19 protein-coding genes are annotated in these 21,890 nt (G+C 71.3%); 7 read left to right on the top strand and 12 right to left on the bottom strand.

The features are described 5' to 3' along the window. Window positions 1–88: 88 nt before the first annotated feature. Together L0P92_RS11585 and L0P92_RS11580 are read left to right on the top strand one after the other, a co-directional pair. Window positions 89–976 carry an RNA polymerase sigma-70 factor gene (locus L0P92_RS11585; protein WP_234762473.1) on the top strand — a complete coding sequence of 296 codons (888 nt, stop codon included), beginning with the start codon at window positions 89–91 and terminating at the stop codon, window positions 974–976. A gap of 114 nt (window positions 977–1,090) precedes the next feature. Continuing rightward, window positions 1,091–1,846 (top strand): SDR family oxidoreductase, encoded by a 756-nt coding sequence (locus L0P92_RS11580; RefSeq protein WP_234762472.1) that lies wholly within the window; start codon window positions 1,091–1,093, stop codon window positions 1,844–1,846. Between the two features lie 21 nt (window positions 1,847–1,867). Here the strand turns inward: L0P92_RS11580 and L0P92_RS11575 are convergent, their stop codons facing one another. Then, window positions 1,868–3,115, bottom strand: coding sequence for an ROK family transcriptional regulator (locus tag L0P92_RS11575; RefSeq protein ID WP_234762471.1), 1,248 nt, complete (start codon window positions 3,113–3,115; stop codon window positions 1,868–1,870). Window positions 3,116–3,274: 159 nt separating this feature from the next. On the opposite strand from L0P92_RS11575, the gene L0P92_RS11570 reads away from it, so the two are divergent. Next, entirely contained in the window at window positions 3,275–4,486 is a 1,212-nt protein-coding gene (locus tag L0P92_RS11570; protein ID WP_234762470.1) for an MFS transporter, read from the top strand. Here the strand turns inward: L0P92_RS11570 and L0P92_RS11565 are convergent. Continuing rightward, entirely contained in the window at window positions 4,446–4,904 is a 459-nt protein-coding gene (locus tag L0P92_RS11565) for an acyl-CoA thioesterase (RefSeq protein WP_234762469.1), read from the bottom strand. The genes L0P92_RS11570 and L0P92_RS11565 overlap by 41 nt on opposite strands. Before the next feature lie 189 nt (window positions 4,905–5,093). On the opposite strand from L0P92_RS11565, the gene L0P92_RS11560 reads away from it, so the two are divergent. Then, entirely contained in the window at window positions 5,094–6,521 is a 1,428-nt protein-coding gene (locus tag L0P92_RS11560; protein WP_234762468.1) for a uracil-xanthine permease family protein, read from the top strand. On the opposite strand, the gene L0P92_RS11555 is transcribed toward L0P92_RS11560, so the two are convergent. Further along, complete coding sequence (locus tag L0P92_RS11555) at window positions 6,503–7,645, bottom strand: glycoside hydrolase family 6 protein (protein WP_234762500.1); 1,143 nt, start codon at window positions 7,643–7,645, stop codon at window positions 6,503–6,505. The two genes, L0P92_RS11560 and L0P92_RS11555, sit on opposite strands and share 19 nt — an antisense overlap. 174 nt (window positions 7,646–7,819) lie before the next feature. Here L0P92_RS11555 and L0P92_RS11550 point away from each other — a divergent pair, with 174 nt between their 5' ends. Then, the gene (locus tag L0P92_RS11550) at window positions 7,820–8,506 is read left to right on the top strand and encodes a DUF5995 family protein (RefSeq protein WP_234762467.1); all 687 of its coding nucleotides are present in this window, start codon (window positions 7,820–7,822) and stop codon (window positions 8,504–8,506) included. A gap of 35 nt (window positions 8,507–8,541) precedes the next feature. Here L0P92_RS11550 and L0P92_RS11545 read toward each other — a convergent pair whose 3' ends face one another. Next, on the bottom strand, window positions 8,542–10,242 hold the full coding sequence (locus L0P92_RS11545) for a flavin monoamine oxidase family protein (RefSeq protein ID WP_234762466.1): 1,701 nt from the start codon (window positions 10,240–10,242) through the stop codon (window positions 8,542–8,544). Window positions 10,243–10,288: 46 nt separating this feature from the next. Then, window positions 10,289–11,077 (bottom strand): carbon-nitrogen hydrolase family protein, encoded by a 789-nt coding sequence (locus L0P92_RS11540; protein WP_234762465.1) that lies wholly within the window; start codon window positions 11,075–11,077, stop codon window positions 10,289–10,291. A 299-nt stretch (window positions 11,078–11,376) separates the two neighbouring features. On the opposite strand from L0P92_RS11540, the gene L0P92_RS11535 reads away from it, so the two are divergent. Then, window positions 11,377–11,919, top strand: a complete 543-nt coding sequence (locus tag L0P92_RS11535; protein WP_234762464.1) for a Repetin — start codon at window positions 11,377–11,379, stop codon at window positions 11,917–11,919. Here the strand turns inward: L0P92_RS11535 and L0P92_RS11530 are convergent. The 7 genes from L0P92_RS11530 to rpe form a co-directional block, all read right to left on the bottom strand. Beyond that, complete coding sequence (locus L0P92_RS11530) at window positions 11,888–13,084, bottom strand: MFS transporter (protein ID WP_234762463.1); 1,197 nt, start codon at window positions 13,082–13,084, stop codon at window positions 11,888–11,890. The two genes, L0P92_RS11535 and L0P92_RS11530, sit on opposite strands and share 32 nt — an antisense overlap. A gap of 257 nt (window positions 13,085–13,341) precedes the next feature. Beyond that, window positions 13,342–13,794: an Lrp/AsnC family transcriptional regulator gene (locus L0P92_RS11525; RefSeq protein ID WP_062713983.1), complete on the bottom strand. Its 453-nt coding sequence runs from the start codon at window positions 13,792–13,794 to the stop codon at window positions 13,342–13,344. Between the two features lie 10 nt (window positions 13,795–13,804). Further along, complete coding sequence (locus tag L0P92_RS11520; RefSeq protein ID WP_234762462.1) at window positions 13,805–15,286, bottom strand: amino acid permease; 1,482 nt, start codon at window positions 15,284–15,286, stop codon at window positions 13,805–13,807. 394 nt (window positions 15,287–15,680) lie between these two features. Then, the gene (locus tag L0P92_RS11515; RefSeq protein ID WP_234762461.1) at window positions 15,681–17,123 is read right to left on the bottom strand and encodes a GuaB1 family IMP dehydrogenase-related protein; all 1,443 of its coding nucleotides are present in this window, start codon (window positions 17,121–17,123) and stop codon (window positions 15,681–15,683) included. A 132-nt stretch (window positions 17,124–17,255) separates the two neighbouring features. Continuing rightward, entirely contained in the window at window positions 17,256–17,567 is a 312-nt protein-coding gene (locus L0P92_RS11510; RefSeq protein WP_234762499.1) for a barstar family protein, read from the bottom strand. A 75-nt stretch (window positions 17,568–17,642) separates the two neighbouring features. Further along, the gene (locus L0P92_RS11505; RefSeq protein ID WP_234762460.1) at window positions 17,643–18,686 is read right to left on the bottom strand and encodes a sugar-binding transcriptional regulator; all 1,044 of its coding nucleotides are present in this window, start codon (window positions 18,684–18,686) and stop codon (window positions 17,643–17,645) included. 78 nt (window positions 18,687–18,764) lie between these two features. Next, the gene (gene rpe / locus L0P92_RS11500) at window positions 18,765–19,451 is read right to left on the bottom strand and encodes a ribulose-phosphate 3-epimerase (RefSeq protein WP_234762459.1); all 687 of its coding nucleotides are present in this window, start codon (window positions 19,449–19,451) and stop codon (window positions 18,765–18,767) included. A gap of 161 nt (window positions 19,452–19,612) precedes the next feature. Here rpe and L0P92_RS11495 point away from each other — a divergent pair, with 161 nt between their 5' ends. After that, a complete protein-coding gene (locus L0P92_RS11495; protein ID WP_234762458.1) occupies window positions 19,613–21,745 on the top strand; it encodes an MMPL family transporter in 2,133 nt (710 codons plus the stop codon). The last annotated feature ends 145 nt before the right edge of the window (window positions 21,746–21,890 follow it).

The raw sequence follows: 21,890 nt of genomic DNA, 5'->3' as shown, positions 1-21,890 counted from the left end.
CAGTCGGCCCGGCGGCGGTGACGACGGCCCTTGCCCGCCGCCGGGTCTCCCAACGCCCGCCCCTCGCGGTTCTGGCAGGGTGAGGGGCATGACCACCGCGACCGCCGACGAGTTCGAGACCCATCGACCCCGGCTGTTCGGCCTGGCCTACCGCATGCTGGGCTCCGCGGACGAGGCCGAGGACACCGTCCAGGACGCGTATCTGCGCTTCAGCGGCGCGGACCGCACGGCGATCGAGTACCCGGCGGCCTGGCTCGCCAAGGTCGTCACCAACCTCTGCCTCACCCGGCTGACCTCGGCCAGGGCCCGGCGCGAGCAGTACGTCGGGCCCTGGCTGCCGGAGCCCGTGGTCACCTCGGACGGCGTACTCGGACCGCTGGAGTCCGCCGAGCAGCGGGACGCCGTGTCCATGGCGATGCTGGTGCTGCTGGAGCGGCTCACGCCGACGGAACGCGCCGTGTACGTGCTGCGGGAGGCGTTCGCGTACGGGCACCGGGAGATCGCCGAGGCGCTTGAGCTGTCCGAGGCCAACTGCCGGCAGCTGTACCGGCGGGCGGTCCAGCGGGTGGGTGAGGAGCGGGCGCGGTTCGAGCCGTCCCGGGAGCGGCAGGAGGAGCTGGTCAGGTCGTTCCTCACGGCGGCACGCGACGGCGACCTCGGCGGCCTGGAGAAGCTGCTGGCGGCCGACGTCGTCTGGTCGAGCGACGGCGGCGGCAAGGTCTCGGCGGCCCGGCGGCCCATCGAGGGCAGGGACAAGGTGTTCCGCTTCCTGGCGGGTGCGACGCGGACCTTCCTGGCGGGTGTGGAATTCACGGCGGTGGAGATCAACGGCGCGGCCGCGCTGGCCGCGTGGGAGGGCGACACGCTGCTCTCGGTGACGGCCTTCGACGTGCGGGACGGTCTGGTCGCGCACGCGTGGGCCGTGGTGAACCCGGACAAGCTGGACTTCGTACGCCGTCAGCTGGCGCGGGCGTGACGGAGTCGGCGGCGCGGCCGTCCCCGGGTGTCACATTTCACGCGGGGTACTCGGTCCCAGCTGACGAGGGGTGCTCCAGCCGGGAGTGCCCGGCGTCCGAAGGGGCTGAACAGCATGACCACGATCCTCGTGACCGGCGGCACCGGCACACTCGGCAGGCTCGTCACCGAGCGGTTGCGGGCGGACGGCCACGAGGTGCGGGTGCTCAGCCGGCACGCCCAGCCGTACGCCGTCGACCTGCGCAAGGGCGGGCCCGGCCTGGACGCGGCGCTGGACGGCGTGGACACGGTCGTGCACTGCGCGACCTCGGCGGGCGGCGGTGACGAGGAGGCGGCGGCGCGTCTGATCGCGGCGGCGCGCAGGGCCGGTGTGCGGCACCTCGTGTACATCTCGATCGTCGGCGTCGACCGGGTGCCCTTCGGCTACTACAAGGCCAAGCTCGCCGTGGAGCGGCTGGTCGAGGAGTCGGGGCTCGGCTGGACCGTGCTGCGCGCGACCCAGTTCCACGATCTGGTGGTGCGGGTGCTGGGGATCCTCGCCAAGTCGCCGGTCATGCTGCTGCCGGCCCGAGTGAAGGACCAGCCCGTCGAGGTCGCGGAGGTCGCGGCCCGCCTCGCCGAACTGGCACTGGACGCCCCGGCCGGACGCGTCGAGGACATGGGCGGGCCCGAGGTGCGGACCTTCGACTCGCTGGCCCGCGCGTACCTCGAGGCGACGGGCCGCAGGCGCGTCGTGCTGCGCGTGCCGCTGCGGGGGAAGGCGTACGACGGCTTCCGCTCGGGCGGTCATCTGGCGCCGGGGCAGGCGGTGGGCAAGGGGACGTTCGAGGAGTACCTGGAGCGGCGGTTCGGGGGTGGGCAGGGGGTCTGACCAGGGCCTGCCTGGTCCGGGTCACCGGTCCGGCGGCCCGAACAGCTCGTCCTGCGCGGCGTCCCGCGCCGTGAGCAGTGCTCCGCGCAGGACGGCGGCGCCGCCCAGGCCGGTGGGCCGGACCACGGTCGCCAACGGCGACATCCGTCGGATCCGCTGCTCCACCCGCCCGGCGAGCACCTCCCCGCCGACCTGTCCGACCTCCCCGCCGAGGACGACACAGCCGGGGTCGAGGATGGCGACGACGGAGGCGACCCCCACGGCGAGACGGTCGGCGAGGGCGTCGAGGAAACGGTCCACGGAGGCGATGTCGCGTTCCTGGCCGGAGGCCCTCACGGACTCGGCGGCCTCGGCGTCGTCTGCGCCCACCAGCCCCACAGCCGCCCTGACCACCCCGGCGGCGGGCGGCTCGTGCGCCGACGCGCCCTCGGTCGGCAACCCGTGCGCCCCCGCCAACTCCACGATCGCCGCCGACCCCGCCAGGGAGTGGAACCCGCCCTCGCAGTCCACCGCCGACGGCAGTCCCGAGGTGCCCGGTACCGGCAGGAAGCCGATCTCGCCGGTGCCGCCGGAGGCTCCTCGGCGCAGCGCACCGTCGAGGACCACGGCGGCGCCCGTGCCGTGGCCGAGCCAGAGCAGGACGAAGGTGTCGCGGTCGCGGGCCACGCCGTCGCGCTGTTCGGCGAGGGCGGCGAGGTTGGTCTCGTTCTCGACGTTGACGCGGGCCTCGGGGAACCTTTCCTGGAGGGCCTCGACCAGGCGGCGGTGCCATTCGGGCAGGCCGGTGGAGACACGGAGCTCGCCGCTCGCCGGGTCGATCAGGCCCGGGGCGCCTATCCCCACCGTATGGAGCCGGTCGGCTCCCGCCTCCTTCGCTACCCGCTCCACGAGCGTGACCGCCTGCTCCACCGCCGGCCCGGTCCCGGTGTCGCCGCCGATCGGTACCGACGCCTCGGCGAGCACGGCCCCGACCAGGTCGGACACCACCACGGAGACGCCTTCGGTACGGACGTCCAGCGCCGCCAGATGGGCGCGGTCGGCGACGATGCCGTACAACTTGGCGTTCGGACCGCGCCGCTGCTCGCCGGCCTCGCCGGCGACCGCGATCAGGCCGGCGGCGGAGAGGCGTTCGACGAGGTCGGCGACGGTCGGCCGGGACAGGCCGGTCAACTGCTTCAACTGCCCTGCCGTCAGCGGGCCCTCCTGCTGGAGCAGTCGCAGGGCGAGCCGGTCGTTGATGGCCCGGGCGGTGCTCGGGGATGCGGGCATGCCGGGATCCTTCCAGATCGGCGGGGGCGTGCGGCGGGCGGCCGGGATATCCCCTATCTATCAGGCAGGGACCCTGATAGTTTACGCGCGGCGTCAACACAGAGTGCAGTGCACAGGGAACGAAGTCCGCGCGGAGCGAGGACCGGGAGGGGCCGGACAATGGGTGAGGTGGTCTACGACCTGCGCGAGGTGAAGCGCGCCCGGTACGCCGTGGCGGCCGTCTTCGCCGTGCACGGCGCCGTCACCGGCTCGTTCGCGACACGGGTGCCATGGATCCAGGACCATGCCGGGGTCAGCGCGGGCCAGCTGGGGTTGGCGCTCGCCTTTCCCGCGCTCGGCGCCTCCGTCGCGATGCCGCTGGCGGGCAGCATCAGCCACCGCTTCGGCGCCCGGAACGCCCTGCGCGGACTGATCGCCCTGTGGACCCTCGCCCTCGTCCTGCCCTCCCTCGCCCCCAACCTGCTGACCCTGTGCCTGGCGCTGTTCGTCTACGGCGCGACCGCGGGCATGGCGGACGTGGCGATGAACGCGCTCGGCGTCGAGGTCGAGAACCGTCTCGGCCGGTCGATCATGTCCGGGCTGCACGGCATGTGGAGCGCGGGCGCCCTGATCGGCTCGGCGGCCGGCACCCTCGCGGCCCACCTGGGTTCGGACGCCCGGCTGCACCACGCGCTGGCCGCGGTGACCCTGACCGTCCTCGGTGTGGCGGCCTGCCAGTGGGTGCTCGACCTTCAGCCCGCCGAGGACGAGGAGCCGCCGCCCCGGTTCGCGCTGCCGCCGAAGTCGGCGCTGCTCATCGGCGCGGTCGGGTTCTGCGCGGTCTTCGCGGAGGGCGCGAGCCTGGACTGGTCGGCGGTCTATCTGCGGGACCAGCTGGAGACCTCGGCCGGACTGGCGGCGGCGTGCACGACCGGCTTCACCCTGACCATGGCGCTCGCCCGGATCGCCGGGGACCGGATCGTGGACCGCTACGGCGCCGTGCGCACGGTCCGGTTCAGCGGTGTGCTCGCGACACTCGGCGGTCTGCTGATCGTGGTGTCGGACCAGCCGGCCGTGGCGATGACCGGGTTCGCGCTGCTGGGTCTGGGCATCGCGGTGGTCGTGCCGCTCTGCTTCGCGGCCGCCGGCCGCAGCGGCAACAACCCTTCGCTGGCCATCGCGGGCGTCGCCACGATCACGTACACCTCGGGTCTGATCGCGCCGAGCGCGATCGGCGGGATCGCCCAGGCCACCAGTCTGATGGTGTCCTTCTGCCTGGTGACCGTGCTGTCCTTCGGCCTCGTCCTGTTCGCGCGCGTCCTGCGCGCCGGTGACCGCGACCGCCCGAAGGTCAGCCGGCCGGACGCAGCAGTTCCCGACCCGCGGCCCTGAAGCCCTCGCTCCACGGCGCCGGCCGCAACGTCCCGGCGTCCAGCCGGACCAGGACCCGGCTGCCGTGGGCGTAGGTGACCGCCCCGTCGGCCGAGCAGAAGCGGAAGCCGTACGTCAGTCCGGTGTTGCCGAGCCGCTCCAGCCAGAGGTGGACGGCGTAGGCGCCCGGCTTGGTGACCGGTGCCTCGTAGCTGATGCGCAGTTCCTTCACGGCGTTGCAGGCGTCCCCGGCGGCCGCCCAGTCGCCCTCGAAGTGGAAGCCGTGCTCCTGCCACAGCTGGGCCCAGGCCCGCTCGACCATGAGCGGGTAGCGGGCGTTGTGCAGCAGTCCGAGCGCGTCCAGGTCGTCGAAGTGGACGGTGACGGGGACGAGCCGGCCGTGGGAGAGGGCGGGGGCGGTGAGGGCTTCGGCGGTCACGTGCGGGACTCCTGGGACGTACGGGATGACTCTCCTCATCCTAAGCGGTCGCTCAGTATGCTTGATCGGCCCTCTGGTCGGCCCGCTGGTCGGCCCTGGTCAGCGGCGGCCCACCCCGGTCGGCGCGTCTCACGGCGTACCTGACAATGGTCCGGTCACCCACCCGCACGACGAAAGCGAAACCGCACCATGGATCTCGGCGTCCGCTGGAAACTGCACGGCGACGGACGCACGCCGGCGCCCGGAGCGGTGGTCCGCCCCGACGAACGGCTCTCGTGGCCCCGCACCGTCGGGCTCGGCGCCCAGCACGTGGTGGCCATGTTCGGCGCGTCCTTCGTGGCGCCGGTCCTGATGGGGCTCGACCCCAACCTGGCGATCATGATGTCCGGTGTCGCGACGCTGGTCTTCCTGCTCGCCACCCGCGGCCGGGTGCCCAGCTACCTCGGCTGCTCCCTCTCCTTCGTCGGGGTCGCGGCGGTCATCCGGGCCGACGGCGGTACGAGTGCGACCGTCACCGGCGCGGTCCTCGTCGTGGGCGTCGTGCTGTTCCTGGTCGGTCTGGCCGTGCGGCGGTTCGGCGCGCGGATCATCCACGCCACGATGCCGCCGATCGTCACCGGCGCCGTCGTGATGCTGATCGGCTTCAACCTCGCCCCGGTGACGGCCTCGACGTACTGGCCGCAGGACCAGTGGACGGCGCTGCTGGTGATGCTGTTCACCGGGCTCGCGGTGGTCTGTCTGCGCGGGTTCTGGTCCCGGATCGCGATCTTCCTGGGTCTGGTCTTCGGCTACGGCGTCTCCTGGGCCTTCGACCGGATCTTCGGGAAGATCCACTCGGTGGACGCGAGCGGCAAGCTCACCGACCACTGGCGGCTCGACCTCTCCGGGGTCGCGAAGGCCGACTGGATCGGCCTGCCGGACCTGCACGGCCCGTCCTTCCAGTGGTCGGCGATCCTGGTGGCGCTGCCCGTCGTCATCGCCCTGGTCGCCGAGAACGCCGGGCACGTCAAGGCGGTCGGCGAGATGACCGGCGACAACCTGGACGACAAGCTGGGCACCGCGATCTCCGCGGACGGCGTCGCCTCCGTGCTCTCCACGGCGGTGGGCGGCCCGCCCAACACCACGTACTCCGAGAACATCGGCGTGATGGCCGCGACCCGCGTCTACTCGACCGCCGCCTACTGGGCCGCCGCCGGCTTCGCGCTGCTCTTCGGCGTCTGCCCGAAGTTCGGCGCGGTCGTGGCCGCGATCCCGGGCGGCGTCCTCGGCGGCATCACGGTCATCCTGTACGGCATGATCGGCCTGCTCGGCGCGCAGATCTGGATCAACGCCAAGGTCGACCTGCGCAATCCGCTCAACCTCGTCCCGGCGGCGGCGGGCATCATCATCGGCGTCGGCAACGTCACCATGGAGTTCACCGACACCTTCGAGCTCAGCGGCATCGCCCTGGGCACGCTCGTCGTCATCACCGGCTACCACGCGCTGCGGGCCTTCGCCCCGGCCCACCTCAAGACGCAGGAGCCGCTGCTCGACGAGGGCACGTCGTCCTACGACGAGGAGGGCCGGTCCGGCGACGAGAGTGACAGCGGCGACGGGGCTCAGCGCGCCAGGTCGTAGGCGTACGACGCGGTGAAGGTCCCCGGCCTGCCCTTGCAGCCGTCCGACTCCCCGGGCAGCTTCACCCACAGGTAGCCGTCGATCCGCGACTCCCCCGTGCTGAGCGTCGGCGCCCGGCCCAGCTTGCGCCCTGCGGGGTCGCACCACTCCCCGTCGGCGGGGGCGCCGGCGCCGTTGCGGCTGGTGTCGATCACGGCACCCAGGCTCGCGGGGCCGCCGAGGGCGTCGAGGACCTGCCGGTCGTAGGCGATCTCGGCGGTGGTGGCGTGGAAGTTGGAGACGTTGCTGAAGACGCCGTCGGAGGACGCGGACGAGGCGGCGCCGGCCTGTCGCAGCCACTGAGCCTGTTTGCCGGGCGCGTGCCAGCCGGAGTGCCCGGCGTCGTAGTAGACACGTGCCTTGGGGTTCGCCGTCTTGATGGCGCGGCCCGCGCGGGCCAACGAGGCGAAGCGGTCGGCGCGTTCGGTGGCGGAGAGGCACTCGGACTGGGCGACGGAGTCGGGCTCCAGGATCACGATGACGTCGGAGGAGCCGAGCCCGGCGGCGAACCTGTCGATCCAGGCGTCGTAGGCGTCGAGGTCGGGCGCCCCGCCCTGGGAGTGCCCGCCGCAGTCGCGGTCCGGTATCGCGTACGGCACCACCACCGGCACCCGCCCCAGCGCGGAGCCGCCCGAAGTGACCGCGCGGACCCGGGCGGTGACGGTGTCCGGCGTGAAGTCGGCGAACCACACGGCGGCCGGCTGGGCGGCGATCCGGGACGCGATGACGGCGTGGCGCGGGTCCGCGGCGTTGCCGCGGACCCACTCCAGCACCTGGGAGTCCGGGTGGCGGTAGAGACGGGCGGAGACCACGGTCGGCTGCCGAGTCCTCTCGGTCCTGGTCGGGGAGGGCGCCGGGCTCGCCGGGCCGGCCTTCTTCTCCTTCGGGGACGGTGAAGTCGGCTTCGGGGACGGGGACTTCGTGACCGACAGGGACGGCGAGGGCACGAGGGGCAGGGAGTCCAGGCTCGGCGAGCGCGTCACCTCGGGCGGCCCGGCCTCGTCGGAGCGCCCTCTGCCGTCGAGTGCGGAGATCATGCCGGTGGCGGTGCCGACGGCGACCACGACGCAGGCCGCCACGACCATGGCATGGCGCCGGGCCGCCCTCCTGCGCTCGGACCTGCGTGCGGCCAGTCGCTGGGCACGTAAGCCTGGCACCGTCCTGCTCCCCCTCCCCCAACGGCGGGCGCGTTCCCCCGTTCTGGGGAAGCGCCGGGCCCGCCGACACTTCCGCCAGCCTAGAGCTGGGACTCTGCCCCCATGGCGCAATGCGAACAATTCACCACACCCGTGGACGCCGTCATCTCCCGTATGCGCGCCCTCCACGCGACCCTGCCCGAACGCGACGGAGTGTCCGTCTTCAACCGCGTCTACCTCACCGTCACCGAGGCCGTCGACCGGCACATCGACGAGGGCCGGTTCACGGACGCGCGGGCGGCGATCACGCTGGACGTGCGGTTCGCGGAGCGCTATCTCGCGGCGGTGGAGCGGGCCGAGGACGAGCGGCGCCCGCCCGCCTGCTGGCGGCCCCTGTTCCAGATGCGCCGGCATCCCGGCGTACGTCCGTTGCAGTTCGCGCTCGCGGGCATCAACGCGCACATCGGCCACGATCTGGCGCTCGCCGTGGTGGACGCCTGTCGTAGCCTCGACTGCGAACCCGCCGATCTGGAGGACGAGTTCGATCGGGTGGGTGATCTCCTCGTCTCGCTGGAGGAGCACGTCCGCGAAGAGCTGATGCCGGGTCCCGACCTGCTCCAGATCGCCGACCCGCTCACCCATCTGCTCGGCTCCTGGAGCCTGGAGCGGGCCCGGGACGCCACCTGGTCGACGGCGCGGGCACTGTGGGCGCTGCGCCGACTGCCCGACGTCGCCGAGGAGTTCACCGAGCGGCTGGACGCGGCCGTGGGGTTCGCGGGACGCATGATGCTCACGCCGCTGCCGGACTGATCCGGGTCCGGCAGCGGTTCGCGCGTGAACGCCGGTCAGTCCTCCGGCAGCTCGACAGGCGCGATCTCGTCGTAGACGTCGCCCGGCCCCGGGTTGGTCGCGTCGGTGGCACCGCCGAAGTGGTGCATGACGCCCCAGACCGCGTTCAGCGCGGTCTGGACGGCGCCCTCGGCCCAGCCGGCCGTCCAGGAGATGTCGTCACCGGCGAGGAAGATGCCCCGCTTGTCCTCGTCCAGCCGGTCCTGCATGAAGTGCGTGAACAGGCGCCGCTGGTAGCGGTAGTGGCCGGGGAGGTTGGCCTTGAACGCGCCCATGAAGTACGGCTCGTTCTCCCAGGACACCGTCACCGGGTTGCCGATGATGTGCTTCCTGATGTCGACCTTCGGGTAGATCTCGCCGAGCGACTTCAGCATGACCTCCATCCGCTCGCTCGCGGACAGCGGCAGCCACTTCAGGCTGTCGTCGCACCAGGTGTAGGAGAGGCAGATGACGGCGGGCTTGTCCGGGCCGTCGTCGAGGAGGTAGGTGCCGCGCGTCATACGGTCGGTGAGCGTCATCGACATGACGTCCCGGCCGGTCTCCTCGTCCTTGTCCAGCCAGAACGGCCGGTCCACGGGCACGAAGAGCTTCGAGGACTCCATGTAGTGGGTGCGCTCGATGGCGGTCCAGTGGTCGATCGGGAAGAGCGAGTCGTCGCAGGCGATCTTCGACAGCAACATCCAGGACTGGGCGGTGAAGATCGCCGCCTGGTACGTACGGATGTCGCCGTTCGCGTCGGTCACGGTGATCCGGTTGCCCGCGGTGCGGTGCAGCCGGGTCACGGCCGGGCGGGGCGCGCCGTTCTCGTGCAGCTTCGCGAGCGAGGTGCCGTAGGCCCAGTGGACGATCTTCTCCGGCTCGCGCTCCCACAGGCGCAGCGGCAGCTGCTGGGAGCCGCCGACGATGCCGCGGTGGTGGTCGTCGGCCTCGGTGTAGACGACACGGAGGATCTCCAGGATGGAGTTGGGGAAGTCGGTGTCCCAGCCGCCGGTGCCGAAGCCGACCTGGCCGAAGATCTCGCGGTGCCGGAAGGACTTGAACGCCTCGGAGTCGCAGAGGAAGCCGTAGAACGTCTGGTTGTCGAGCTTCTCGACGAGCTTCGCCCAGATCTCCCGGATGCGCGGCACGTCCCGCTCCCGCATGGCGCGGTTCATGTCGGAGAAGTCGGCGCCCTCTTCGAGGCACTTGTTCCAGGCCTCGGCGACGTCCCGGTAGACCTGCGGCAGGTCGTCGATGGTCTCGGCGTAGTGCGACTCGCCCTTGAGGTCGACGACGGTCGAAGGCGTGGCCTCGGCGAGGGGGTTGGGGAAGGGCTGGGTCTCCAGGCCGACCAGGTCGATGTAGTGCTGGAGCGCCGTGGAGGACGGCGGGAAGCGCATCGCGCCCATCTCGGCGGTGAGTCCCTCGGTGTTGGGGCCGTCGAAGCCGACGGTCCGCAGCCGCCCACCGATCTGGTCGGCCTCGTACACGACGGGCTTGAGCCCCATCTTCATCAGCTCGTACGCGGCCACGATCCCGGACAGACCGCCGCCGATCACCGCGACCTCGGTGCCGTGCTCGGTCGCCGGTATCTGGCCGAGCCCGGCCGGGTGGGCGAGGAAGTCGTCGTACGCGTACGGGAAGTCCGGGCCGAACATGGTGATCGGCGGCTGCTGCTCGTCGGCGTGCTGGACGGCGTTGGGCACCGTGGACGTCATGGGGTGCGGACTCCTTGCAGAAGCTGCTGGTGAGGCTGGGGGGATGTCAGACGAGCGACCCGTAGAGGCCGGGGCGGCGGTCCTTCAGATACGGGTTCTCCTCGCGGGAGGCGGCGAGGAGGACGGGGTCGACGTCGGCGAGGACGAGTTCCTCGGCGCGGCCGGCGCGGGTGCGGGCGACTCCGTCGGGGCCGGCGAGGGTGGAGAGGCCGACGAACTCGAACTCCCCCTCCCGCCCGACCCGGTTGACGTACGCGACGTACATCTGGTTCTCGAAGGCCCGCACCGGGATCATCGACTCGGCGACGAACTGGAACGGATGCATCTGCGCGGTCGGCACGATCAGCAGGTCGGTGCCGGCGAGGGCGTGGGCGCGGACGTTCTCCGGGAACTCGACGTCGTAGCAGATCAGGATGCCGACGCGGACGCCGTCGACCTCGGCCTGGACGACCTGCGTCTCACCCGGCGTGAAGTGGTCGCGCTCGAAGCAGCCGAAGAGGTGGGTCTTGCGGTAGTTGGCGAGCCGGGTGCCGTCGGCGGAGATCAGCTGCGCGGAGTTGTACACGGCCCTGCCCGCCCGCTCCGGGTAGCCGTAGGCGATCGTCAGACCGTGCCGCGTCGCGCTCTCGGCGACGGCGTCCGCGCACTCACCGTCGGCCGGCTCGGCGAGCCGGCCGATGTCGTCGCCGATCGCGTACCCGGTCAGGAACATCTCCGGCGCGACCAGCAGCCCCGCCCCCGCGGCGGCGGCACGCCCCGCGGCCTCGTCGAGAACCTTGAGGTTCTCGACGGTCGAGCCGGGGCGGCCGGAGCTCTGGAGCAGGGCGGTGCGCATGCGTGTTCCTCACCGGGGTGGAGGGGTGGTTGTGGGGGCCACGTAGACGGTACGGGCGCCCGACCAGGGCGGACAAGAAGAAGCCGTTGCGCGCCGGTGAGCGGTTCGTTGCGTGCACGAGGGGGTGGGCGGCGATTCGTTGCGCGACCTCGGGCGTAGGCCCGCTCGTCCCAGCGGCGCAGAGCTCTGCGGCGTCCCCGCCTGGCGGCGGAGGCGGGGACCCGTCTCCGGCGCGATGTGCCGCGAGCATGGCGCCGGGAGAGTGGGAACCGTCCGCTTGACCTGCCGAAAGGACCGCGATGAACCACTTCACCAAGATCGTCGTGCTCGGCTCCGCGCTGCTGCTCACGGCCGGGGCGGCCTCGGCCGCCACGGCGTCGCACTCGGACGCATCCCGGCAGCGGGAGGCCGCCGCGCTCACCGGCACCGCGAAGCTGTACCGCTCGGCCGGGGACGACATCACGTTCTCCTTCGACGCGCATCTGGCGGCCAAGGACACCGCCGACCCGACGAAGGCCACCGGCACCTTCGAGTTCAGCCACTACCTCGACGGCGAGGGCGCCCGGGCGAAGGCGAAGGTCGACTGTCTGCTGACCGGCGGCAAGGTGGCGGTCGTGTCCGGCGTCATCACCTCTTCCGACCTGCCGGGCGCCGAGGGCAAGCGGGTCGGTGTCACCGTCCACGACCTCGGCAACCGCGACCGGCTCGGCTACAGCTGGGCGTCGACGGGCAACCCCGTCGAGACCAAGGAGCTGCCCAAGTGCGTGAGTTCGGCGCCCTTCGAGAGGGTCAAGAAGGGCACCGGGGACTTCACGGTCGTGCCGTGGCGGCCCGACTTCTAGTCAGCGCCAGCGCGGTCACCAGGTACGGGATCGCCAGCACCGCGAACACCGTGCTGTGTGCCAGTTCCGTGCCGAGCAGCGCGTACAGGGCGAACGTGGCGACCGTGGCCAACTCCGTGCCCAGGCTCGCGACGGAGGTGAGCGTGGCCCTGCGGGAGTCGTCGATGCGGTGCTGGAGACGGACGTCGGCGAGGACCTCCGCCACCTGGAACCCGCCGAAGGCGAGGCCCACGAGGGCGATGCCGGCCACCGAGCCGGCGACGGCGCCCACGGCCATGGCGAGGGCGGCGGCCGCGAGCAGTACCGCGAGTCCCCTCGTGCCGAGGCGTTCGGCCGGTCCGGTCAGGAGGCTTCCGGCGGTGACGCCGGCCCAGATCAGCAGGATCAGATAGGGGACGGTGGCCTCGGCGACGCCGATGTCCCGGACCAGCAGCGGGGTGTACTCGTCGAGGGCGCCCCAGACGGCGGCGACTGCGGGGATCAGCAGCAGCGCACCCCGTACGGAACGGTCAGCGCGGACCTCGGCGAGCCCGGTCCGCAGGGTCGTCGCCCAGCTCTCCTCCCCCGTGGCCGGCCGCACCCGGTGCTCGGGGAACCGGGTCGCCGTGGCGGCGGTCAGCAGACAGACGAGGATGCTGGCCGCGCCGACCACGGGGTAACCGCCGAGCGCGAAGGCCGGCCCCGCGAGACCGGCGGAGCCCATCGTGCCCACCAGTCGCGCGGCCCGGGCCCGGCCCATGACCCTCGCGTACTGGTCGGCGGCACCCAGCCGGTCCAGCTCGTCGTACACCAGCGCCTCCAGCGCACCGGAGCCGAGCGCTCCGCCGGCGCCCCACAGCACGAAGCCGACCGCGAAGGCCCAGTACGAGGGGGTGACGACCCACAGTGCGAAGCCGACGGCGGTGAGCAGCGGGCCGATCCACAGCAGCCGGCGCCGCGACACGGTGTCGGCCCAGGCGCCGGAGGGGACCTCCAGCAGGACGCCGGTGATCGACCACAGGGCGAACAGGGAGGAGATCTGCCAGAGCGACAGACCGGTGTCGGCGAACAGCAGCGCGTACACCGGGTAGAGCAGGACGAAGTCGTCGAGGAACGAGTAGCCGTACAGCGTGGCCGTGAGGCGGCGGACGCCGGTGGCGGGCACGCGTGCAGGTGAGAGTGTCATGAGGCCTTCCCGCAGGGACTGTTCGGACACCGGATGTACGGCGCCCGAGGCGGCCCTCGGGAGGCACGGCTGGTGGATCAATGTCGCCAGGTCATGGCACCGATGGTAGGCGCCCCTGGCGCGGGAGCGCAGGCGAAATAGACGCAGGCACTAGCGCCCTTAGGGGCGCGGGGAACTGCGCGCCCAGCCACAACGAAGCCGCAGACGAGGAACGACATGACGAGGCACCCCCCTCACCCTGCCCACCCCGCGGAGCGCTACGTCGGCGACCCGGAGGAGAACCTCCGCAGCAACGGCGACAACACCAGCACCGACTTGGTCCGCTCCACGAACGGCTCCCCCGCGATCCGCTCCAGCACCCGCTCGAAGTGCCGCATGTCCGAGGCGAACACCTGCACGACCGCGTCCGCGTCCCCGGTGACGGTGGACGCGGCGACGACCTCCTGATACCGCTCGAGCCCTCGCCGAATCGTCTCCGGCGAGGTGTTGTGGCGGCAGTAGATCTCGACGAACCCTTCGGTCTCCCAGCCGAGGGCCGACGGGTCCACCCGTACGGTGAAGCCGGTGATGGCCCCGGTGGCGCGCAGCCGGTCCACGCGCCGCTTCACGGCGGGCGCGGACAGGCCGACGAGCTGCCCGATGTCCGCGTAGGAGCGGCGGGCGTCCTCGGCGAGGGCGTGCACGATGCGTTCGTCGAGATCGTTCAGCACTGCGGGTGGTTCACTTCACTTCTGGCGTGGCTGCTTGCGCGGCAAGACGGGAACGGCGATAGCCGTACAGGAAGTAGAACACGAGTCCGGCGGCCATCCAGCACCCGAAGACCACCCAGGTCACGGTGTCGAGGCTGAACATGTTGTACGCGCAGAACAGGAAGCCCAGCACCGGCAGCACCGGCCCGAACGGCACCCTGAACGTGCGCTCGAGCTCGGGCCGCTTCACGCGCAGCACGATCACCGCGATGTTGACCAGCGCGAAGGCGAACAGCGTGCCGATGCTGGTGGCGTCGACGAGCTTGCCCAGCGGGATGAGGGCGGCGAGCACACCGCAGAACAGGGACACGATGATCGTGTTGAGCCGCGGCGCACCGGTCTTCCGGTGGACCTTGCCGAGCGCCCTGGGCACCAGGCCGTCGCGGGACATCGCGAAGAGGATGCGGGTCTGGCCGTAGAGCACGGTCAGGACGACGCTCGCGATGGAGATGACGGCGCCGAGGGCGAGCAGTGTGCCCCAGAAGCTCTGGCCGCTGACGTCGTTCATGATCGCGGCGAGGGAGGCCTCGGAGCCCTCGAACTTGGTCCAGTTCCAGGCGCCGACGGCGACGCCCGCGACGAGCACGTACAGCGCCGTCACGATGATCAGCGACAGCATGATCGCCCGCGGCAGGTCCTTCTTGGGGTCCTTGGCCTCCTCACCGGCGGTGGAGGCGGCGTCGAAGCCGATGTACGAGAAGAAGAGCGTCGCACCCGCGGCGCTCACGCCGGCCATGCCGAGCGGCATGAAGTCCGAGTAGTTGCCGGACTTGAAGCCCATGAAGCCGACGGCGCAGAACAGCACCAGCGCGGCGATCTTGACGGCGACCATGATCGTGTTGGCGCGTGCGGACTCGCGGACACCGCCGAGCAGGAACACCATCGCCAGCAGGACGACGATCAGCGCGGGCAGGTTGATGATCCCGCCCTCGCCGGGCGCCGAGGAGAGCACGGACGGGATGGTGACGCCTATCGTCCCGTCGAGCAGCTCGTTGAGGTACTCGCCCCAGCCGACGGCTACCGCGGCCACCGAGACGCCGTACTCCAGCACCAGACACCAGCCGCAGACCCAGGCGACGAGCTCACCCATCGTTGCGTACGCATACGAGTACGAGGAGCCGGCGACCGGGATGCTGCCGGCCAGTTCGGCGTACGACAGGGCCGAGAAGAGCGCCGTCAGACCGGCGATCACGAAGGCCAGGGTGACGGCCGGGCCGGCCTCCGGGACGGCGTCGCCGAGGACGACGAAGATGCCGGTGCCGAGGGTGGCACCGATGCTGATCATGGTCAGCTGCCACATGCCGAGGGAGCGCTTGAGCGACCCTCCCTCACCCTGGCCACCCTCCGCGACCAGGTGTTCCACCGGCTTGCGACGCATGAGGCGCGCGCCGACGCCCGGGGACGGTGGGCCGGTCTGGGGGCGGTTCTGCGGTGGTGCGCCTTGGTCGAGCACGCGCTGACTCCTTCGTCGCTGCCTCTCGGCGCGGCGGGGACCGGCGGCACCCTGCGACAGCAGGAACCCGACCGAGCGGGGTCCCTGCCACGCCACGTACGAGGCGACAGCCTATGAGGAGTGACGTTGCGGATGAAATGCAGCAACCTTGCGTATGCCCGCATGATCATTGCGTGTCTGGCGACTGGGTGAACGTTCGTTGCAGGGGGGCTTTCGACCATTGCAAGGTGCGGCTGCGTGGGGGCTGGTCGCGCAGTTCCCCGCGCCCCTGAAGGGGCGTCCACTGCACGCACCTAAAGGGGCGCGGGGAACTGCGCGACCAGCCACGACGAACCCGCGGCCGCCCTCACACAGCCGTACCCGAGCTATTGGGCGAACCGGCGTTGACGAGGCGTCAGCTCCAGCTGGCGTGCAGCGGCTTGCCCTCGGCGTAACCGGCCGCGCTCTGGATGCCGACGACGGCCTTCTCCGCGAACTCCTCCAGCGACCCCGCACCGGCGTACGTGCAGGACGACCGCACACCCGCGATGATCGAGTCGATCAGGTCCTCCACTCCCGGCCGCGCCGGGTCGAGGAACATCCGGGAGGTCGAGATGCCCTCCTCGAACAGCGCCTTACGGGCACGGTCGTACGCCGACTCCTCCGACGTACGGTTGGCCACGGCACGCGCGGACGCCATGCCGAACGACTCCTTGTACAGCCGCCCGTTGGCGTCCTGCTGAAGGTCGCCCGGCGACTCGTACGTCCCCGCGAACCAGGACCCGACCATCACGTTGGACGCACCAGCGGCAAGCGCCATGGCGACGTCACGCGGGTGCCGCACACCACCGTCGGCCCACACATGCTTGCCGTACTTCTTCGCCTCGGCCGCGCACTCCAGCACGGCGGAGAACTGCGGCCGGCCGACGCCGGTCATCATGCGGGTCGTGCACATCGCACCCGGACCGACCCCGACCTTGACGATGTCGGCGCCCGCCTCGATCAGATCCCGCACACCCTCGGCGGCGACGATGTTGCCGGCGACGATCGGCACCTTCGGGTCGAGCGCCCGCACGGTCCGGATCGCGGCGATCATCGACTCCTGGTGGCCGTGCGCCGTGTCGATGACGAGGGTGTCGACGCCCGCGTCGAGCAGCTGCTTGGCCTTGCCCGCCACGTCGCCGTTGATGCCGACGGCGGCCGCGATGCGCAGCTTGCCGTTCGCGTCGACGGCCGGGGTGTACAGCGTGGCGCGCAGGGCGCCCTTGCGGGTGAGGATGCCGGCGAGGCGGCCGTCCGCGTCGACGGCCGGGGCGTAGCGCCGGTTGTGGTGGTCGAGGGTGTTGAAGGCCTCGCGCGGGTCCTGGTCCGCGTCGAGGAGCAGCAGGTCGCGGGACATGACCACTTCGAGCTGGGTGAAGCGGTCGACGCCGGACAGGTCGGCGTCGGTGACCACACCGATCGGCTTGAAGTCGTCGTCGACGACCACACCGGCGTTGTGCGCGCGCTTGGGCAGCAGGGCCAGCGCGTCGGCGACGGTCTGGTGCGGGGCCAGCACGATGGGGGTGTCGAGGACGTGGTGGCGACTCTTCACCCAGGAGACGACGTCCGTGACGACGTCGATCGGGATGTCCTGCGGGATGACGACCAGGCCGCCGCGCCGGGCCATCGTCTCGGCCATCCGGCGGCCGGCGATGGCGGTCATGTTGGCGACGACCAGCGGGATCGTGGTGCCCGTGCCGTCCGGGGAGCTGAGGTCCACGCCCTGCCGCGAGCCGACCGCGCTGCGGCTCGGGACCATGAAGACGTCGTCGTACGTCAGGTCGTACGCGGGCTGGATGTCATTGAGGAAACGCACGTGCTGCACATCCCAGTCGATCAGAGGTGGCCCCCGGACAGGTCAGCCAGGGGAGAAGAGCACGTACTTCATTGTCCCATGCTGACCGGATCGTGATGCACGGTCGCTTCATACAAGCAGGTCAGAGGGGCCTTAGGAGGATCCTCCGAGAGCGAGCATGACAGTGAGCGACGGCGCCCGGTCCACGGCCGCGGAGAACACCTCCTGGGCGATCTCCCACTCCTCGGGCCGCGCCTTCGCGTACGGCTGCCAGTTCCGTACGACGACCAGCAGCCCGTCCGCGGCGTCCGCGGGCCACACGGAGGGATCGGAGAGGCTGTCGGCGAGGGCGTCCCAGTTGCGGCCGAACCAGTCGGGGAACTCCAGGGTCAGGGCACAGCGGTCCATCAGGCCCGCCTTGTCCGTCACCCCGTCGAGGTCCAGCGTGACCGCGAGGTCCGTCATCTCAGTACCGCCGAGTTCGTAGTGATCGTCGATGAACGAGGGGGCGGCCACCGGCCGCCCCCCGCTGACACACCGTCACTGTCCGTCCGGGTCGGACCTGTTGAGCGCCGACTTCGGGGTCGTACCCGCCGTCATCAGCACGTCCGCCGCCGAGGTGTCCGTCACCAGGCTGGTGACGAGCCCGGAGCGCAGCACCGCGTCGATCGCGGCGGCCTTGCGCGCCCCGCCCGCGATGGCGACGACCTCCGGGATACGGCGGAGCTGGTCCGCCTTGACGGTGATGCACCGCTCCCCGAGGTCCCGTCCGACCCGGCGCCCCTCGGCGTCGAAGAGGTGCGCGGACATCTCGGCGGCGACGCCGAGCGAGGCGTAGTGGGCCCGCTCCTCGTCGCTGAGCATGTCGTGCACCGTCGAGATGCCCGGTTCCCAGGAGCCGATGGAGACACAGGCGACCGTGACCTTGTCGAAGTACTCGAAGGCCCGGGCGATCCCGGTCTGGTGGCGCAGCGCCGCCGCGGTCGCCGCGTCCGGCAGCAGCATCGGCGCGTAGATGGGGTGCGCGTCGCCGCCGGAGACCTGCGCGGCCCGTCGTACGGCTTCCACGGAACCGCGCTCGGCGGTCCCGGCGTCGTACACGCCCGTCAGCTGCACCACCGTGCAGGGCGGCAGCCGGTCGAGGGCGGCCGCCATGTGGATGGTGGACCGGCCCCAGGCCAGGCCCAGCACATCCCCCTCGTTGACCAGCTCGCCGAGCAGGTCGGCGGCCACTTCTCCCAGGTTCTCCGGGTCGGGCGTCTCCTCGGCCTCGGCCGGGGACTCCACCACGACGGCGTGCCTGAGGCCGTAACGGGCGCGCAGCGCGTCCGAGCGCTCCGCGTCCAGCTCGGCCGGGACTCGGATCTCGATGCGCACCAGATCCCGTTCGAGAGCGGTCTCCAGGACCCGGGCCACCTTGAAGCGGCTGACGCCGAACTCCTCCGCGATCTGGATCTTGGACTTGCCCTCGAGGTAGAAGCGGCGGGCCATGGCCGCCGCCTGCACCAGCTCAGCGGGTCCCATCCGCATGGCTGACCGGCCCGCCGACATACCCGACACGGCGATCTCCTCACTGCTGTTCACACTCTGGATTCGCCGTTCATCCTTGCAGATCCGGCGCTCTTGATCCGCCCAGATGGGCGCCGTTCACGTTCCCTTGGCTCAGTGGTCGCATGCCCAGGCGGCGGTCTTCGTGACGCCCTCCGCCTGCTTGCGCAATGCACGTACCGCCTCGGCGGGGTCCTCGGCCCCGTACACCGCCGAACCGGCCACGAATACGTCCGCGCCCGCCTCGGCGCACCGCTCGATGGTGGCGGCCGAGACCCCGCCGTCCACCTGGAGCCACAGCTGAAGGCCGTGCTTGCTGATCAACTCGCGAGTGCGGCGGATCTTCGGAAGCATGATGTCGAGAAACGCCTGACCACCGAAGCCCGGCTCGACCGTCATGATCAGCAGCATGTCGAGTTCGGGGAGCAGATCCTCGTACGGCTCGATGGGCGTCGCGGGCTTGAGCGCCATGGAGGCGCGGGCGCCCTTGGCCCTGATCTCCCGGGCGAGCCGCACGGGGGCGGCGGCGGCCTCGACATGGAAGGTGACGGAGGAGGCCCCCGCCTCGACGTACTGGGGCGCCCACCGATCGGGGGCCTCGATCATCAGATGGCAGTCCAGCGGGGTGTCCGTCGCACGGGCCAAGGACTCTACGACCGGCACGCCGAGCGTGAGGTTCGGGACGAAATGGTTGTCCATGACGTCGACGTGGAGGAAGTCGGCTCCCTCGACCGCCTTCGCCTCGTCCGCGAGGCGAGCGAAGTCGGCGGACAGGATGCTGGGGTTGATCTGCACGGCCATGACCCAAGCCTGCCATGCCCTCCGGGGGTGAGCAGCATCGGTCCGGGAAGGAAACGGTCGTATGTTCGCCGCGGACCGTCCACGGCGGGTCGTGCCCGCCCGGCGGAGCCGCAAATGTCCCGGTCGCGCACCCCTTACGGGGCGCGGTCGCGGGGGTGGATATGAAGAAGAACCGCGGTGTCGCGCATCTGGTCTGCGGGCGGCGTGCCAAGTGGGTCGTGCTGGTGCTGTGGCTGCTGGCGCTGTTCCTGACGGCGCCGCTCGCACAGAAGCTGACCGACGCACAGGACAACGACGCGGCGTCCTGGCTGCCGGGGTCCGCGGAATCCACCCAAGTCCTGGAAGTCTCCGAGAACTTCAGGCCGGAGCAGATCCCGGCGATCGTCGTCTACGCCCGTGACGGCGGCCTGACGGCCCAGGACCGGGCGGCGATCACCGAGGACGTCGCCCGGCTCAAGCAGCTCACCGACCACGGCATCCGCGGCGCCGAGACCCGCGGCCCGGTCTTCAACCGCGAGGTGGACCCGCAGGCGGCCCAGGTCCAGGTCCCGATCACGATGGACGAGAAGGGCTGGGAACGCATCGCGCCCGCCGTCGACTCCATCAGGGACGTCGTCGGCACGGGCGGTGCCGGACTCGCCGTGCACATCACGGGCCCCGGCGGCACCTCCGCCGACTTCTCCGAAGCCTTCGAGGGCATCGACTCCACCCTGCTGCTCTCTGCGATGGCGGTCGTCATCGTCATGCTCCTGATCACCTACCGCAGCCCGACCCTGCTCCTGGTCCCCCTCGTCGCCGTGATCGTCGCCCTGTTCAGCGCGCAGGCCTTCATCTATCTCCTGGCGGAACACGCGGGCCTGACGGTGAACGGCCAGAGCGCCGGCATCCTCACGGTCCTGGTCTTCGGCGCGGGCACGGACTACGCACTGCTGCTGGTCGCCCGCTACCGGGAAGAACTCCGCCGTCACGAGGACCGCCACGAGGCGATGGCCCTGGCCCTGCACCGCGCGGGCCCGGCGGTGATCGCCTCCGGCGCGACCGTCGTGCTGAGCATGCTGGTGCTGCTGGCGGCGGAGATGAACTCGACGCGCGGCCTCGGCCCGGTGGCGGCGATCGGCGTCGCGGTGGCCCTGATCGCGATGCTCACCCTGTTCCCGGCCCTCCTGGTCATCTTCGGCCGCTGGATCTTCTGGCCGGTGATCCCCCACCTGGGCACGGAGAACCCGGAGACCCGAGGCATCTGGGCCCGCATGGGCCGCCGTATCGCCCACCGTCCCCGCATGGTCTGGACGGTCACGGCCATCGCCCTCGCCGTCTGCTCCCTCGGCCTGATCCAGCTCCGCGCCGAGGGCCTGAGCAACGCCGACGCCTTCACGGACAAACCCGACTCCATCACCGGCCAGGAGATCTCCGAGCGCTACTTCCCGGCCGGCAGCGGCGACCCCCTGGTCATCATCAGCAACCAGGCCCAGGCCGTACAGGTGGGCCGAGCCGTGGCCGCGACCGAGGGCGTCGTCCCCACCTCCCTCGGCCTCCCACCAGGCACAGAACCCTCCTACGAAGGCAAGGTGCTCTTCGAGGCGACGATGACCGCCCCCGCCGACAGCGAGGCCGCGAAACAGACCGTCGAACGAGTCCGCGACGCCGTCCACGCGGTACCGGACGCGGATGCCCAGGTCGGCGGCGGTACGGCGGCACTGCTCGACATGGACGAGGCGACGACCCACGACAACATACTGATCATCCCGCTGGTCCTGCTGGTGGTCCTGCTGATCCTCTGCGCCCTGCTCCGCGCCCTGATCGCCCCGCTCCTGCTGATCGGCACGGTGATCCTGTCCTTCGCGGCCGCCCTCGGCATCAGCGCACTCGCCTTCCGCCACCTCTTCGACTACGCGGGCGAGTCGACCGACTTCCCCCTCTTCGTCTTCGTCTTCCTGGTAGCCCTGGGCATCGACTACAACATCTTCCTCACCACCCGCATCCGCGAGGAAGCAGCCCACCAGGGCACCCGCCCCGGCGTCATCACCGGCCTCGCCGCCACCGGCGCGGTCATCACCTCAGCCGGCCTCGTCCTCGCCGGCACCTTCGCCGCCCTGGGCACCCTCCCCATGGTCGCCTTCGCCGAAATCGGCTTCACCGTAGCCCTGGGCGTCCTCCTGGACACCTTCATCGTCCGCTCGATCCTGGTGACGTCCCTGTTCCTGGACATTGGCCCGAAGGTCTGGTGGCCACATCAACTGGCACAAAGCGAGAAACAGCCCGACCAGGTGCACGCCGGCCAGCCCGGCGCGTGAGGACGAGTCTCGCCATCCCGATCCCCCACCCACCTGCAGGGGGCTCCGCCAGGCATCTTCAGCCCGTCCGGCGTTTGAGGACGAGGCCGAAGGCCGATGGGGGTCCAGGGGGCAGAGCCCCCTGGCGGGGTCGAAGGGGCGGAGC

Origin of the sequence: Streptomyces muensis, from assembly GCF_021474425.1 — a bacterium.
In the GTDB taxonomy this organism is placed as follows: Bacteria; Actinomycetota; Actinomycetes; order Streptomycetales; family Streptomycetaceae; genus Streptomyces; species Streptomyces muensis.
Note: the sequence above shows the minus strand (reverse complement) of the source record. Positions and strands in the feature narration are given on the sequence as shown.